Annotated in this window: 13 protein-coding genes; 7 read left to right on the top strand and 6 right to left on the bottom strand. The window is 56.3% G+C overall.

All coding sequences use genetic code 11. The features are described from left to right. Window positions 1-95 precede the first annotated feature (95 nt). Both rraB and miaE read left to right on the top strand, forming a co-directional pair. Window positions 96-521, top strand: a complete 426-nt coding sequence (gene rraB, locus ABLU86_RS15560; protein WP_015368550.1) for a ribonuclease E inhibitor RraB — start codon at window positions 96-98, stop codon at window positions 519-521. Between the two features lie 71 nt (window positions 522-592). Further along, entirely contained in the window at window positions 593-1357 is a 765-nt protein-coding gene (miaE, locus tag ABLU86_RS15555; protein WP_042894224.1) for a tRNA isopentenyl-2-thiomethyl-A-37 hydroxylase MiaE, read from the top strand. Between the two features lie 69 nt (window positions 1358-1426). Here miaE and ABLU86_RS15550 read toward each other — a convergent pair whose 3' ends face one another. The 4 genes from ABLU86_RS15550 to pepA all read right to left on the bottom strand — a co-directional run bounded on the left by ABLU86_RS15550 (window position 1427) and on the right by pepA (window position 6985). Then, on the bottom strand, window positions 1427-1930 hold the full coding sequence (locus tag ABLU86_RS15550; protein ID WP_015368548.1) for a GNAT family N-acetyltransferase: 504 nt from the start codon (window positions 1928-1930) through the stop codon (window positions 1427-1429). A 123-nt stretch (window positions 1931-2053) separates the two neighbouring features. Beyond that, window positions 2054-4909 (bottom strand): valine--tRNA ligase, encoded by a 2856-nt coding sequence (locus tag ABLU86_RS15545; RefSeq protein WP_015368547.1) that lies wholly within the window; start codon window positions 4907-4909, stop codon window positions 2054-2056. Beyond that, complete coding sequence (holC, locus tag ABLU86_RS15540) at window positions 4909-5352, bottom strand: DNA polymerase III subunit chi (protein ID WP_015368546.1); 444 nt, start codon at window positions 5350-5352, stop codon at window positions 4909-4911. Before holC ends, ABLU86_RS15545 begins: the two co-directional genes overlap by 1 nt. 121 nt (window positions 5353-5473) lie before the next feature. After that, on the bottom strand, window positions 5474-6985 hold the full coding sequence (gene pepA / locus ABLU86_RS15535; RefSeq protein ID WP_008807121.1) for a leucyl aminopeptidase: 1512 nt from the start codon (window positions 6983-6985) through the stop codon (window positions 5474-5476). A gap of 390 nt (window positions 6986-7375) precedes the next feature. On the opposite strand from pepA, the gene lptF reads away from it, so the two are divergent. Genes lptF through ABLU86_RS15520 form a run of 3 tightly spaced genes read left to right on the top strand, consistent with a single transcriptional unit; the run spans window position 7376 to window position 10090 of the window. Continuing rightward, entirely contained in the window at window positions 7376-8473 is a 1098-nt protein-coding gene (lptF, locus tag ABLU86_RS15530; protein WP_020079782.1) for an LPS export ABC transporter permease LptF, read from the top strand. Continuing rightward, window positions 8473-9555, top strand: a complete 1083-nt coding sequence (lptG, locus tag ABLU86_RS15525; RefSeq protein ID WP_015368543.1) for an LPS export ABC transporter permease LptG — start codon at window positions 8473-8475, stop codon at window positions 9553-9555. Before lptF ends, lptG begins: the two co-directional genes overlap by 1 nt. 55 nt (window positions 9556-9610) lie before the next feature. Then, window positions 9611-10090, top strand: coding sequence for a hypothetical protein (locus ABLU86_RS15520; RefSeq protein ID WP_045360294.1), 480 nt, complete (start codon window positions 9611-9613; stop codon window positions 10088-10090). Between the two features lie 94 nt (window positions 10091-10184). Here the strand turns inward: ABLU86_RS15520 and ABLU86_RS15515 are convergent, their stop codons facing one another. Further along, on the bottom strand, window positions 10185-11687 hold the full coding sequence (locus tag ABLU86_RS15515) for a helicase HerA-like C-terminal domain-containing protein (RefSeq protein ID WP_126027731.1): 1503 nt from the start codon (window positions 11685-11687) through the stop codon (window positions 10185-10187). An 87-nt stretch (window positions 11688-11774) separates the two neighbouring features. Beyond that, a complete protein-coding gene (locus ABLU86_RS15510) occupies window positions 11775-12596 on the bottom strand; it encodes a TIM barrel protein (protein ID WP_126027732.1) in 822 nt (273 codons plus the stop codon). A gap of 355 nt (window positions 12597-12951) precedes the next feature. On the opposite strand from ABLU86_RS15510, the gene ABLU86_RS15505 reads away from it, so the two are divergent. After that, window positions 12952-14457 carry a CoA-acylating methylmalonate-semialdehyde dehydrogenase gene (locus tag ABLU86_RS15505; RefSeq protein WP_348796216.1) on the top strand — a complete coding sequence of 502 codons (1506 nt, stop codon included), beginning with the start codon at window positions 12952-12954 and terminating at the stop codon, window positions 14455-14457. Window positions 14458-14475: 18 nt separating this feature from the next. Further along, window positions 14476-15276, top strand: a complete 801-nt coding sequence (gene iolB, locus ABLU86_RS15500) for a 5-deoxy-glucuronate isomerase (RefSeq protein WP_020079778.1) — start codon at window positions 14476-14478, stop codon at window positions 15274-15276. Window positions 15277-15319: the final 43 nt, after the last annotated feature.

Genomic DNA, 15319 nt, shown 5'->3' with positions numbered 1-15319 from the left:
AACCCCGAGTTAGAAATCTTTTACACAGAAGGTGGAGGCAATCACGGCGGTATGTGACAATAGGAGTATCTGCCGCACATTATGAGGAACGAGCCATGGCAAACCCGGAACTACTGGAAGAACAGCGTGAGGAAACGCGTCTGATTATCGAAGAGCTGCTGGAAGATGGCAGCGATCCGGACGCGCTGTATACCATTGAGCATCATCTCTCTGCCGACGATTTCGAAACGTTGGAAAAAGTGGCGGTAGAGGCCTTCAAGATGGGTTATGAAGTCACCGAGCCGGAAGAGCTGGAAGTCGAAGAAGGTGAAGTGGTGATCTGCTGCGATATCCTGAGCGAAAGCGCGCTCAATGCCGATCTGATCGATGCCCAGGTTGAACAGCTGATGAACCTGGCGGAAAAATTCAACGTCGAGTACGACGGTTGGGGTACCTACTACGAAGACCCGAACGGCGAAGACGATGACGGCGAAGATGACGAAGATTTAATTGACGAAGACGATAACGGCGTACGCCACTAAGTCGTCAACGGATACGGCGGCGTCTGCCGCCGTATATACCCGTCCTGATTAGGGTATAGCCTGGAGCTTCAATGGATTACCCGCAAATACTTTCCCCGATTTTAGCATTCCTGCACTGCCCAACGCCGCAGGCGTGGATTGACGAAGCCCGTAAACCGGAAAACCTGCCGCTGCTGTTGACCGACCATATGGTATGCGAGCTGAAAGCGGCGCAAAACGCCATGCTGCTGGTACGCCGCTACGTCGCCGATAAAGATGGCGCCGACGAGCTGTTGGAATGCCTGAAACCGTACGAAGACTTTACCTATCGCCGTGGGCCGGAGCCGGATTTTGTCGCTCTGCATAAACGGATCAACAAAAGCGCCATGCCGCGAACCAACGACCCGTGGGGCAGCCAGTTGCTCGACAGCATGATTCTGCTTATCAAAGAGGAGCTGCACCACTTCTGGCAGGTGCGTGAGATCATGCTGGCGCGGGATATCCCTTACGTCAAAATCACCGCCAGCAACTATGCCCGCGGTATGCGCCGGGAGGTGCGATCCCATGAGCCGGTGATGCTAATCGATAAGCTGATTTGCGGCGCCTATATCGAAGCGCGCTCCTGCGAGCGATTTGCCGCGCTGGCGCCGTGGCTGGATGATGATCTACAGAAGTTTTATCTGTCGTTGCTGCGCTCCGAGGCCCGGCATTATCAGGATTACCTGGACCTGGCGCAGAAGATAGCGGGGGGAGATATCAGCGAGCGCGTACGCCAGCTTGGCGAGGCGGAAGCGGCATTGATCCTCCGCCCGGAGCCCGAGTTCCGCTTCCACAGCGGCGTGCCGACGGCGTTGTAGCCCGCGGTATTCGGCCCCTGTAGCCCCGGTAAGCGCAGCGCTACCGGGGAGGCCCACGGTAGCGAGGCGTTACAGCGTTTTCAACATCCGCACTTCGCAATCGACGTGGCCGGTGCAGCCCAGCGGCTCGTCAATATGCTCAAACCCGAGATGCTCATACAAGCCAATCGCTTCTTTCAAAAAAGCGGTGGTTTCCAGATAGCAGCGTTTAAAACCCTGCTCGCGGGCGTAATCCATCGCCATCAGCGCCAGCTTTTTCGCCAGCCCTTTGCCGCGCGCCGAGGACATAAAGTACATTTTCTGCAGCTCACAGATATCGGACTCGCTACACGAAAGCGGCGCCACGCCGCCGCCGCCGACCACTTCGCCATTCTGCTCAACGACCCAATAAGCGGAGCCAGGTTGGCTATAGAGCTCATAGAGTTCATCCAGATTCGGGTCAGCGACCGTATAGCCTTTGTCGGCGGTCAGGCCATATTCCGCGGAGACCTGGCGGATAACATTGGCAATCGCCGGATTATCAGTGGCCGTGATGCGGCGCAGGGATAGCGTTAGGGTTGCGCTCGTATTCATTTGAAGACTCATTACATAATAATGACGGATGATGTTGTTAATAACACTGCGGGCGGGGAGAGTGCAAGCGAGGATCTTTCATAAAATAACGCCCCTTACCGGATGGGATAAGGGGCGGGAGGATTACAGCGCGGCGATCACTGCCTGCTGTTCAATCAGTTTCGCTTTCGCTTCCGCGTAGCCTTCCAGCTTCTCACGCTCTTTGGCGATAACCGCTTCCGGCGCGCGGGCCACAAAGCCTTCGTTGGACAGCTTGCTTTCGATACGGCCGATTTCCGCTTCGACTTTCGCCACTTCTTTTGCCAGACGCGCCAGCTCGGCTTCTTTGTCGATAAGACCCGCCATCGGGATCAGCAGCTCGGCGCCGTCGATAATCTTGGTCACGGAAACTGGACCTTTATCATCGGCAGGCAGCACGGTGATGCTTTCCAGACGCGCCAGGTTCAGCAGGAAGCTGCGGTTGTCGTTAACACGACGCTCGGCATCTTTGCTGCAGCCGCGCAGCAGCAGTTCCAGCGGTTTACCCGGAGCGATGTTCATCTCCGCACGGATGTTACGTACGGCGACGATCGCCTGCTTCAGCCATTCGGTGTCGGCCAGCGCCGCTTCATCAACCTGAGAAGCCTCGTACTGCGGGAACGGTTGCAGCATGATGGTATCGGCGGTGATACCGCAGATTACTTTCACGCGCTGCCAGATGGTCTCGGTGATGAAAGGAATAATCGGGTGCGCCAGGCGCAGCAGACCTTCCAGCACGGTCACCAGAGTATGACGAGTCCCGCGCAGCTCCGCTTCGCTGCCACCGTTCATGACCGGCTTGGTCAGTTCGAGATACCAGTCGCAGAACTGGTTCCAGGTAAATTCATACAGGATGCCCGCGGCGATATCGAAGCGGAAGTTATCCAGCGCTTCGCGGTACGCTTTCACGGTCTGGTTGAATTCAGCCAGGATCCAGCGGTCGGCCAGGGACAGCACCATCTCGCCGCCGTTGAAACCGCAATCCTGATCTTCGGTATTCATCAGTACGAAGCGGCTGGCGTTCCACAGCTTGTTGCAGAAGTTACGGTAACCTTCCAGACGCTTCATATCCCAGTTGATGTCGCGGCCGGTAGAGGCCAGCGCCGCCAGGGTGAAACGCAGGGCGTCGGTGCCGTGCGGCTCGATGCCGTTCGGGAACTGTTTCTCGGTGCGCTTACGGATTTTTTCCGCCAGCTGCGGCTGCATCATGTTGCCGGTACGTTTCTCCAGCAGCTCCGGCAGGGTGATACCGTCAACCATATCCAGCGGGTCAATGACGTTACCCTTGGATTTGGACATCTTCTGGCCTTCGTCGTCGCGGATAAGGCCGGTCATGTAGACGGTCTTAAACGGAACCTGCGGCTTGCCGTTTTCATCTTTGATGAAGTGCATGGTCATCATGATCATGCGGGCAATCCAGAAGAAGATAATGTCGAAGCCGGACACCATCACGCTGGTCGGGTGGAACTGACGCAGCGCGTCGGTGTTTTCCGGCCAGCCGAGGGTGGAGAAGGTCCACAGCGCGGAAGAGAACCAGGTATCCAGAACGTCTTCATCCTGACGCAGCGCGACGTCGGCGCCGAGATTATTTTCCTGGCGTACTTCGTCTTCGGTGCGGCCAACGTAGACGTTGCCCTGATCGTCGTACCATGCCGGGATGCGGTGACCCCACCACAGCTGACGGGAAATACACCAGTCCTGAATATCGCGCATCCAGGAGAAGTACATGTTTTCGTACTGCTTCGGCACGAACTGAATGTCGCCATTCTCAACGGCTTCGACTGCCGGCTTGGCCAGCACGTCCGCACGCACGTACCACTGGTCGGTCAGCATCGGTTCGATAACCACGCCGCCGCGGTCGCCGTAAGGCACGGTCAGGTCGTGCGGTTTGATCTCTTCCAGCAGGCCCAGCGCGTCGACGGCGGCAACCATTGCTTTACGCGCGGCAAAACGTTCCATCTTCTGGAATTCAGCCGGGATCTCGTTGGAATAGACGTCGGATTCATTGCCTTTGGTATCGTAGACTTCCGCGCTTTCGCGGATGTCGCCATCAAAGGTCAAAATATTAATCATCGGCAGCTGATGACGGCGGCCAACTTCGTAGTCGTTAAAGTCGTGCGCCGGGGTGATTTTCACGCAGCCGGTGCCTTTTTCCATGTCGGCGTGTTCGTCGCCAACAATTGGAATGCGGCGGTTAACCAGCGGCAGCACCACGAATTTACCGATAAGGTCTTTGTAACGCGGATCTTCCGGGTTAACGGCCACGCCGGTATCGCCCAACAGGGTTTCCGGACGGGTGGTGGCGACCACCAGGTAATCTTTACCGTCAGCGGTTTTCGCGCCATCGGCCAGCGGATAGCGGATGTGCCACATGGAACCTTTCGATTCGCGGTTCTCTACTTCCAGGTCAGAGATGGCGGTGCGCAGTTTCGGGTCCCAGTTGACCAGGCGCTTGCCGCGATAAATCAGGTCTTCTTTGTACAGGCGAACGAAGACCTCTTTCACCGCGTTGGACAGGCCTTCGTCCATTGTGAAGCGCTCGCGCTCCCAGTCTACGGAGTTGCCGAGGCGGCGCATCTGGCGGGTAATGGTGCCGCCGGATTCCGCTTTCCACTGCCAGATTTTATCGATGAAGGCATCGCGACCGTAGTCGTGGCGGGTTTTACCTTCTTCAGCGGCAATCTTACGCTCAACCACCATCTGGGTGGCGATACCCGCGTGGTCGGTACCGGCCTGCCACAGGGTGTTTTTACCCTGCATGCGCTGGTAGCGAATCATGGTATCCATGATGGTTTGCTGGAAGGCATGACCCATATGCAAACTGCCGGTGACGTTCGGCGGCGGGATCATGATGCAGAAGCTCTCCTGGCTTTCATCACCATTCGGTTTGAAATAGCCCTGCTTTTCCCAGTGCTCGTAAAGCGGCTGTTCGATATCTTGTGGGTTGTATGTCTTTTCCATTATTTCCAGGTTGCCGTGTTCAGGTTGAAACCAGCCATGCGGTACGCTTTATAGCGTTCGCGCGCCAGTTGTTTCAGAGAATCTTCGTAAGGGACAAAGTCTATCACTTCTGTGAAAGCGGTGGCAAAATCTGCAAAGTTTAGCCGCAGGCTGATAAGAATATCCCGCGGGCTGCTGTTGCGCTTTTGCGGCCAGGCAATTTCTACCGGCGCGCCGCCTCTCGGGCCTTCGCCCGCCAGGTTATGCGGCACAAAGCTCTCCGGCGGCCGCGTCCACAGCGCTTCGTCGAGGCGAATAGCCTGCTGTTCATCTTCACAGGCGATCAATACGCGCTTGCCGTTGCGCCAACGTTCTGCGGCAATTTCACACACCAGCTGTTCGACGGCGCTGAGCTCGTCGACGATGGTGTCATTGTCCAGAAGATAGAACGTTGCGTTTTTCATATATGGGGCTTCTTGTTGTGGATTTAAATGCAAAGCCGGGTGGCGCTACGCTTACCCGGCCTACAAACGGCATCTTTCCGTAGGCCCGGTAAGCGTAGCGCCACCGGGCATCAGACGGCAATCACTCTTCGCCGTTAAAACCCGCACGATTGAGCAGGAACTGCGACAGCAGCGCCACCGGGCGGCCAGTCGCGCCTTTGGCTTTTCCGGAACGCCAGGCGGTACCGGCGATGTCGAGGTGCGCCCAGTTGTACTTGCGAGTGAAGCGTGACAGGAAGCAGCCAGCGGTAATCGCGCCGCCAGGACGGCCGCCGATGTTCGCCATATCCGCAAAGTTGGACTCCAGCTGATCCTGGAACTCGTCGGCCAGCGGCAGACGCCATGCGCGGTCGCCGGCCAGTTCGGAGGCGCCGATCAGCTCATGAGCCAGCGGGTTATGGTTCGACATCAGGCCGGTGATGTGATGGCCGAGGGCAATCACGCAGGCGCCGGTCAGCGTCGCCACATCGATAACCGCTTCCGGCTCGAAGCGCTCAACGTAGGTCAGCACATCGCACAATACCAGACGGCCTTCGGCGTCGGTATTCAGCACTTCAACGGTCTGCCCGGACATGGTGGTCAGAACATCGCCCGGGCGATACGCGCGACCGCCAGGCATATTTTCACAGCCTGCCAGCACGCCGATGACGTTTAACGGCAGCTGCAGCTCGGCAACCATTCGCATTACGCCGTAGACCGCCGCCGCGCCGCACATGTCGTACTTCATCTCGTCCATGCCTTCGGCAGGCTTGATGGAGATACCGCCGGAGTCGAAGGTCAGGCCTTTACCGACCAGCACGATAGGGCGCGCGTCTTCAGACGGGTTGCCTTTATACTCGATGACCGACATCAGCGACTCGTTCTGCGAACCGTTACCGACGGCGAGATAGGAGTTCATTCCCAACTCGCGCATCTGCTGCTCGCCGATCACGCGGGTGATGACGTTCTTGCTGTAAGTGTCGGCCAACTGGCGCGCCTGGGAAGCAAGGTAAGCCGCGTTACAGATATTCGGCGGCATGTTGCCGAGATCTTTCGCCGCTTTGATACCGGCGGCGATCGCCAGGCCATGTTGAATGGCGCGTTCGCCGCTGGTGAGCTCGCGGCGAGTCGGTACGTTAAAGACCATTTTACGCAGCGGGCGACGCGGCTCGCTTTTGTTGGTCTTCAACTGATCGAAGCTGTACAGCGTCTCTTTGGCGGTTTCAACGGCCTGGCGAACTTTCCAGTAGTTGTTGCGGCCCTTAACGTGCAGTTCCGTCAGGAAGCAGACGGCTTCCATCGAACCAGTATCATTCAGAGTATTAATGGTTTTCTGAATAACTTGTTTATACTGACGTTCATCCAGTTCGCGCTCTTTACCACAGCCGATGAGCAGAATGCGCTCAGACAGGATGTTCGGCACATGGTGCAGTAACAACGTCTGGCCTGGCTTGCCTTCGAGCTCGCCGCGACGCAGCAGGGCGCTGATGTAACCGTCGCTGATTTTATCGAGTTGTTCGGCGATGGGGGAGAGGCGGCGTGGTTCGAAGACGCCGACCACGATACAGGCACTCCGCTGCTTCTCCGGGCTACCGCTTTTTACACTGAACTCCATGCACTATGCTCCTGAATCTTAAAGACAACAGTGGTGGCTACGGCTATACTCGTCGCCTTTCCAGTTGCAGATGCGTTGGCTACGCCTGCTTACCCCTGACGCTGGCTGATGCCGCTTTGGGGCTTCACAGTCCTGCCGCCTTTCTACAACTCGAAATCCTTTGAGTATATAATTGCAAGCTTTCGTAACTCATGTCCGCTGTTGCGGTGACTTCGTGTTAATCTTAACGTTATTACGGCCTTGGTTCGTCAGAAAAGCTCCTGATACGCAGAACCGATGAGTCATTTAATCTTAGCGATGTTTTCGACGACAAAAGAGAATAAATGACGTTTAAGCCATGAAACAAGCAATTTTCCTGCAATAAGACGGGTTTTTACGGGCGTATTTATAGTGATAATCATAAGATATCTGGTTCGTGAGACGCTGAAAAGCCAGTTGGCGATCCTATTCATCCTGTTACTGATTTTCTTCTGTCAGAAACTCGTCAGGATCCTTGGCGCCGCGGTAGATGGCGATATCCCGACCAACCTGGTGCTCTCGCTGTTAGGGCTGGGCGTACCGGAAATGGCGCAGCTCATTCTGCCCCTGAGTCTTTTCCTCGGGCTGTTGATGACGCTGGGCAAACTGTATACCGAAAGCGAAATTACGGTGATGCACGCCTGCGGCTTAAGTAAAGCCGTATTGATTAAGGCGGCAATGATCCTCGCCCTGTTTACCGGCGCCGTCGCGGCAGTCAACGTGATGTGGGCGGGGCCGTGGTCGTCGCGCCATCAGGATGAAGTGCTGGCGGAAGCCAAAGCCAACCCTGGAATGGCGGCGCTGGCTCAGGGCCAGTTCCAGCAGGCCAGCGACGGCAGCGCGGTGTTGTTTATCGAAAACGTGAACGGCAACCGCTTTAGCGACGTATTCCTTGCGCAATTGCGGCCAAAAGGCAACGCGCGTCCTTCCGTTGTGGTGGCGGATTCCGGCGAACTGTCGCAGAAAAAAGACGGATCCCAGGTGGTCACTATGACTCAGGGGACGCGTTTTGAGGGCACGGCGATGCTGCGCGATTTCCGTATTACCGACTTCAAAAACTACCAGGCGGTAATTGGCCATCAAGCGGTAGCGGCCGATCCCAGCGACACCGAACAGATGAATATGCGCACCCTCTGGAAGACCGATACCGCGCGCGCGCGCGCCGAACTGCACTGGCGATTTACGCTGGTGGCGGCGGTGTTCATGATGGCGCTGATGGTTGTCCCGCTTAGCGTGGTGAACCCGCGTCAGGGCCGCGTGCTGTCTATGCTGCCGGCGATGCTGCTGTATCTGGTGTTCTTCCTGCTGCAAACGTCGATCAAATCGAACGCGGGTAAAGGCAAAATGGACCCCGCTATCTGGATGTGGGGCGTGAACCTGCTCTACTTCGCGCTGGCGGTGCTGCTTAACCTGTGGGATACGGTGCCGATGCGTCGTTTCCGTGCCCGGTTTAATAAAGGAGCGGTGTGATGCAGGCGTTTGGCGTACTTGACCGCTATATCGGTAAAACCATTTTCAACACCATCATGATGACGCTGTTCATGCTGGTGTCGCTCTCCGGCATTATTAAGTTTGTCGACCAGCTGAAAAAAGCCGGACAGGGCAGCTATGATGCAATGGGCGCCGGGCTTTATACCATTCTCAGCGTACCAAAAGATGTGCAAATCTTCTTCCCCATGGCGGCGCTGCTTGGCGCATTGCTGGGGCTGGGGATGCTGGCGCAGCGCAGCGAACTGGTGGTGATGCAAGCTTCCGGTTTTACCCGTATGCAGGTGGCTCTGGCGGTGATGAAAACGGCGATCCCGCTGGTGTTGTTAACCATGGCGATGGGTGAGTGGGTGGCGCCGCAGGGCGAACAGATGGCGCGTAACTACCGTGCGCAGCAGATGTACGGCGGTTCACTGTTGTCGACCCAGCAGGGGCTGTGGGCGAAAGACGGGCATAATTTTGTCTACATTGAGCGGGTGAAGGGCAATGATGAGCTGGGCGGCGTGAGCATCTACCAGTTTAACGATAACCGTCGTCTGCAATCAGTTCGCTACGCCGCTTCCGCTAAGTTTGATAATGAAGCTAAGATCTGGCGCCTGTCGCAGGTGGATGAGTCTAATCTCACCGATCCAAAACAGGTCACCGGTACGCAAATGGTGAGCGGCACCTGGAAGACCAAGCTAACGCCGGACAAACTCGGCGTGGTTGCGCTGGATCCGGATGCGCTGTCAATCAGCGGCCTGCATAACTACGTGACCTATCTGAAGTCCAGCGGCCAGGATCCGGGCCGTTACCAGCTCAATATGTGGAGCAAAATTTTCCAGCCGCTGTCGGTGGCCGTGATGATGCTGATGGCGCTGTCGTTCATTTTTGGCCCACTGCGGAGCGTGGCGATGGGCGTGAGAGTGGTTACCGGGATTAGCTTCGGCTTCATCTTCTACGTACTCGACCAGATATTTGGCCCACTAACGTTGGTTTACGGCATACCGCCGATAATCGGCGCGCTGCTGCCAAGCGCAAGTTTCTTCCTGATTAGCCTTTGGCTGATGATGAGAAAAGCGTAGTACAATAGAAGGGTGCGAAAGCACCCTTTTTTTTCGTCTTTGCATGGAGGCATTGATGTTTGGTAAATCCCTGATATTCATTCTGCAGGTCGCTGCCGGAATCTTGTGGATCCCGGATATTTTTATCATCGCCACCATCTTCTTCGGCGCGTTGCATCCAGAGTGGGCCAGCGGCTGGTTCCTGTTTGAAGGCACAGTTTTTCTGCTTATGTTGGTGTTTTTTATCTGGTCGCTGAAACGAGCGGATGTGCTGAGCCTGACGACGGGGCTGGTGCGTGCGGGCACAGCAGAAGAGCAAAAAGCCGATCGGGTGCTGTTTTGGTTCGATCTCAATGGCACGTTAGCGGGGGTTATACTGTCGCTATCGATATTCGCTTTTCTGTTTGCTTTCGTGGTGTTAGACAAAGGCCTGCCGCTATATCTTCATCAGGTTGCGGTGGTCGCCGTGCTGGCGCTGTGCTGGCACGGCAATCACCGCCTCGAAGCGCGCAAAAGCGCGCGGGGATATGGGGATTATGTTAAGACAACCCCCTGAGGCGACTAAGGCCTAACGCTTACGCTCACCGAGCCAACAAAGAACCCGGATGAGGCGCAGCGCGCCGCAATCCGGGGTCGGCATCCTTCTTACGCTAACGGCGCCTTCCGCCGAGCAGGCTTCCCAGCATGCCGCGGACGATCTGGTTGGTTACCTGACGTACGGCGCTTTTGGCCGCGGTCTGCACGATACCATCTCGTTTACCGCCGCGCGGGCCGGTAGTGCCGAACAGAATATCTTTCAGCCCACCGAGTAGCCCGTCGTCATCACCGTTTTGTTGACCTTTTGCCGGCGGTGCCGACTGCTGCTCTGTGGCGACCTGCACCCCTTTTTGCAGCATTTCGAAGGCCGACTCGCGGTCAATCTCTTCTTCATACTTGCCGTACAGCGCCGAGTGGTTAATCAGGCCATTTCGCTCATCATCGGTGACCGGCCCCATCCGTGAACATGGGGCGATGACCATTGCGCGCTCGACGACCGACGGGCTGCCTTTCTCGTCGAGGAAGGAGATCAGCGCTTCGCCGGTACCGAGCTCCTGAATGGCCTGCTCGGTACTGAATGCCGGGTTGTCGCGCATGGTCTGGGCGGCGGTTTTCACCGCTTTTTGATCCTTCGGAGTAAAGGCACGCAAGGCATGCTGTACGCGGTTGCCCAACTGGCCGAGCACGGCATCCGGGATATCCGACGGATTCTGCGAGACAAAATAGACGCCGACCCCTTTAGAACGGATAAGGCGAATCACCTGCTCGATTTTATCCAGCAGTACCTGCGGCGCATCGTTAAACAGCAGGTGGGCTTCGTCGAAGAAGAACACCAGCTTTGGTTTTTCGAGGTCGCCGGCTTCCGGCAGGCGTTCGTAGAGTTCGGAGAGCATCCACAGCAGGCTGGCGGCGTAAAGCTTCGGCATCTGATAGAGCTTTTCGGCACTGAGGATATTAATCACCCCTTTACCGCTGGCATCGACACGCATCCAGTCCTGAATATCCAGCATCGGTTCGCCGAAGAAGTGCTCTGCGCCCTGCTGCTCAAGGGTTAACAGTCCGCGCTGGATAGCGCCGACCGACGCGCTGCTGATGTTGCCATACTGGTTCTGGAAGGCTTTGGCGTTATCACCGATAAACTGGGTGATGGCGCGGAGATCTTTAAAGTCCAGCAGCAGCAAGCCGCGATCGTCAGCAATACGGAAAATAATGTTTAGCACGCCGCTTTGTACTTCATTCAGGTTGAGCAAGCGGGCGAGCAGCAGGGGGCCGAGATCCGACACCGTGGCGCGCACCGGGTGGCCCTTTTCACCAAAGATATCCCAAACAACCACCGGGTTGGCATGCGGCTCCCAGTCGGTAACGCCGATTTTTTCCAGACGCGCCTGAAGTTTCTCAGAGCTCTGGCCTGCTTCCGCGATACCGGTCAGGTCGCCTTTCACATCGGCCATAAAGACCGGTACGCCGATCTCGGAAAAAGACTCCGCCAGTTTCTGCAAAGTTACGGTTTTACCGGTGCCGGTGGCGCCGGTAATTAGGCCGTGACGGTTAGCCATTGCAGGCAGCAGATGCAGTTGTTTATCCAACGTGCGCGCAATCAGCAGGGGTGAGCTCATGATCGATTCCTCCATTTATCCTGCGTCGATTATAGGCAACCTGACAGCAAAAAGATGGAGGAAATCGATAACTCTCAACGTTTAATCTCAGGCGCAGTGGCGCTGAATCAGCGCGATGCTCTGTTCAATCTCGCGGCGAATCTCCTCTTCGCGCCATGACGCCAGCTGCGGAGCGAAAGGCTCGAAGGCGTAATCTCCCTGGTATCCGCGGGCTTCGAGATGTTTTACCTGCTGGCAGGTCAGCAGCCTATCTTGTGGTGTCAGCATGATGCGCTCGTCGTCGGTCAACTGTTCGCGTGGGCGGGGATCGTCAACGCCGGAGAGGTGAACCAGACCTATCTCAGCAATGTCCAGCTGGCTGAATTCCTCTTCAGCTTGTGGATACAGGTGGTGGTGGAAAGTATCAATTAACAGCTTAAACGGCACCTGGGCGTCGCGAATGAGCGCCTGCGCCTGCGCCGCCGAGCGCAGCGAACTTTGTGGGAAGCCCAGCGGCTCGACCAGGCCCTGAACGCCATATTGTTCGAACAACGGCGCCAGCTCGCGCATAGCGGCAAGCGTTTCTTGCGGCGCTACAACGGTGCCATCATTTAACGGGCACATCACCAGCGATTTGGCGCCAATAGCCTGCGCCTCTTTTAGCAGCGACTCCGTCAGCTGACGTACTTCAGCGCTGTGGCGGTTGAAGGGATAGACGGCATTGATCGTCAGAATTTCAAGCTGGTATCGGTCGGCCAGCTTGCGCACCTGCTGGTGGGTAAGCTCATCGGTGACTTTACCGCTGGGTAAATCATTACGCAGCTCGACCTTATGCAGCCCGAGTTCGCTTACCAGACGGAAAAACGCTTCAATGCTAAGCGATGGCGCAATTTTACGATTGATACAGAAACGCTGCAGGGCAATGGCCATTTGACACTCCTGACAAGATGTTGACTGGTTTAGTTCGCTTGCCTGATAGTTAAAATGTTTATTTCATCATTGGCAATGGATGAAATGATGGTTGTTTGAGCACGATCGCAAAATAGTTGCTGCGCCATTTCATAGTTTACATCAACGTCAACCCCAGAAAATCTCACCTTCACTACCGCTGCGATATGAAATCATGTAGAGAGAGGCTTGCTGAAAAATGCGACAGCTATCACCAAAGTGGAATTTCATTTTATCTGTTTATTGAAATATAAATTTCATTTTACTACGGTTATAGCACAGCACAATCAGCGACGGGCCGTAACTTGAACGGCCTTCTACACTATGAGGCGAGAAGATGACTTTCACAGGTAACTTTATTGGTGGGAAAACGGTAACCAGCAGCAGCCGGGAAACGATGCCGGTGTACGACCCGGCCACTGGCGATGTGGTTCGCGAAGTCACGCTTTCCACCGCGCAGGAGGTTTCCGACGCAATCCAGGTCGCTCGCGACGCTTTTGACAGCTGGTCCCGTACCACGCCGCTGCGCCGCGCCCGCGTGCTGTTCAATTTTAAAATGCTGCTTGAACAGCACGTCGATGAACTGGCGGGAATTATCGTTAGCGAGCACGGCAAAGTGTGGTCCGATGCGTTGGGCGAGCTGACCCGCGGCATGGAAGTGGTTGAGTTTGCCTGCGGCATTCCGCATCTTATTAAAGGTGAGTTTTCTTCCGACGTAGGTACCGGCGTCGACAGCTATTCGCTCATGCAGCCGCTGGGCGTGGTGGCGGGGATAACGCCGTTTAATTTCCCGGCTATGGTGCCGATGTGGATGTTCCCCATCGCGTTGGCCTGCGGCAACAGCTTCGTGCTGAAACCACCGGCGCTGGCGCCGACCGCGGCGGTACGCATGGCTGAATTACTGAAAGAAGCCGGTCTGCCGGACGGCGTTTTTAACGTCATTCATTGCAGCAATGAAGATGCCGAGCAGCTTTATACCGACCCGCGTATTGCCGCCGTCAGCTTTGTCGGCTCCTCCGGCGTGGCGGAATATATCTATAAAACCGCCAGCGCTCACGGAAAACGCGTCCAGGCGTTTGGCGCGGCGAAAAACCATGCCATCGTGATGCCGGACGCCGATCTTGATGCGACAGTGAATGCCATCATGGGCGGTGCGTATGGTTCCGCAGGCGAGCGCTGTATGGCCCTGCCGGTAGTGGTGGCCGTCGGTGACGAGACCGCAGATAAGCTCATTGCCCGCCTGAAACCATTAGTCGAGTCGTTGAAAGTGGGCCCTGGTTGCCTGCGCGGCAAAGACGAAAACGAAATGGGGCCGGTAGTATCTGAAGCGCATCAGAAAAAAGTACTCGGCTATATTGATAAGGGCGTCAGCGAAGGGGCGTCGTTGGTGGTGGATGGCCGCAGGCTGCGCGTGGCCGGGCATGAGGACGGATATTACGTTGGCGGTACGCTGTTTGACCATGTCACTCCGGAAATGACCATCTGGCGTGAAGAGATTTTTGGCCCGGTGCTGGGGATCGTCCGCGTTGCTGATTACCAAAGCGCGCTGGCGCTGGTAAACAGCCACGAATTTGGTAACGGCAGCGCCGTCTTTACCAGCAATGGCCATACCGCCCGCGAGTTCGTTCATGATGTACAGGCCGGCATGGTTGGCGTCAACGTACCGGTGCCGGTGCCGATGGCCTTCCATAGCTTTGGCGGCTGGAAGCGCTCGGTATTTGGCGCGCTGAACGTCCACGGGCCTGACGGCGTTCGCTTCTATACCCGTATGAAAACTGCCACCGTGCGCTGGCCGCAGGGGCAGCAAACCGTATCTGAATTCAGTATGCCGACGTTAGGTTAATCGGCGAAGGAGAACGCTATGTCGTTATTGGCTAAAGCGCAAAAAGAGGGACATATCCAGCACATCACCCCGCAGAGCGCGGGGTGGCATTATATTGGCTTTGATGTCTGGATGTTAAAACAGGGGCAAACCGTGACCCTGGAGAGCGGTGATCGTGAGCTATGTCTGGTTCTGGTCTCCGGGCTGGCCTCGATCAAAACTCAGCACGCCGATTTTCCCGACCTTGGTAAACGCATGTCGCCATTCGAGCGTACGCCGCCGTGGTCGGTCTATGTGCCGCCGCAAGATAAGGTCGAGGTCACTGCAGATTCCGATCTTGAGCTGGCGGTTTGCAGCGCGCCGGGCAAAGGCAGCTTCCCGGCGCGAGTGATACGGCCTGAGGATGTTGGCGTAGAACATCGCGGTAAAGGGCGTAACCAGCGGCTGGTACATAATATTCTGCCGGATAATGCGCAGGCGGATTGCCTGCTGGTAGTGGAAGTCTACACCGAAGAAGGGGCGACCAGTTCCTGGCCATCGCACAAGCACGATACCGCGCTGCCGGGGCAGGAAACCCAGCTGGAAGAAACCTACTACCACCGTTTCGATCCGCCGCAAGGTTTTGCCTTTCAGCGAGTGTACACCGATGACCGCAGTCTGGATGCCTGTATGGCGCCCTATAACCATGATGTGGTGATGGTGCCGCGCGGCTACCATCCGGTAGCGGCGATCGCCGGTTACAACAGCTACTATCTGAACGTGATGGCGGGGCCGGATCGTAAGTGGCTATTTACCTGGGAAGACGATCACGCCTGGATCAACAGCGATCGCTATTCATAGTGCGCGATATACGAGAAAAGCCGGGGATGTCCCCGGCTTTTTT

The organism is Klebsiella sp. JN_Kp121 (assembly GCF_040062145.1).
Lineage (GTDB): Bacteria > Pseudomonadota > Gammaproteobacteria > Enterobacterales > Enterobacteriaceae > Klebsiella > Klebsiella aerogenes.
This window is presented reverse-complemented; position numbering and strand designations above follow the sequence as displayed.

Coding starts and splice junctions, on each gene's coding strand:
- rraB (WP_015368550.1), top strand. CDS start 96: ATGGCAAACCCGGAACTACTGGAAGAACAGCGTGAGGAAACGCGTCTG.
- miaE (WP_042894224.1), top strand. CDS start 593: ATGGATTACCCGCAAATACTTTCCCCGATTTTAGCATTCCTGCACTGC.
- ABLU86_RS15550 (WP_015368548.1), bottom strand. CDS start 1,930: ATGAATACGAGCGCAACCCTAACGCTATCCCTGCGCCGCATCACGGCC.
- ABLU86_RS15545 (WP_015368547.1), bottom strand. CDS start 4,909: ATGGAAAAGACATACAACCCACAAGATATCGAACAGCCGCTTTACGAG.
- holC (WP_015368546.1), bottom strand. CDS start 5,352: ATGAAAAACGCAACGTTCTATCTTCTGGACAATGACACCATCGTCGAC.
- pepA (WP_008807121.1), bottom strand. CDS start 6,985: ATGGAGTTCAGTGTAAAAAGCGGTAGCCCGGAGAAGCAGCGGAGTGCC.
- lptG (WP_015368543.1), top strand. CDS start 8,473: ATGCAGGCGTTTGGCGTACTTGACCGCTATATCGGTAAAACCATTTTC.
- ABLU86_RS15520 (WP_045360294.1), top strand. CDS start 9,611: ATGTTTGGTAAATCCCTGATATTCATTCTGCAGGTCGCTGCCGGAATC.
- ABLU86_RS15515 (WP_126027731.1), bottom strand. CDS start 11,687: ATGAGCTCACCCCTGCTGATTGCGCGCACGTTGGATAAACAACTGCAT.
- ABLU86_RS15510 (WP_126027732.1), bottom strand. CDS start 12,596: ATGGCCATTGCCCTGCAGCGTTTCTGTATCAATCGTAAAATTGCGCCA.
- ABLU86_RS15505 (WP_348796216.1), top strand. CDS start 12,952: ATGACTTTCACAGGTAACTTTATTGGTGGGAAAACGGTAACCAGCAGC.
- iolB (WP_020079778.1), top strand. CDS start 14,476: ATGTCGTTATTGGCTAAAGCGCAAAAAGAGGGACATATCCAGCACATC.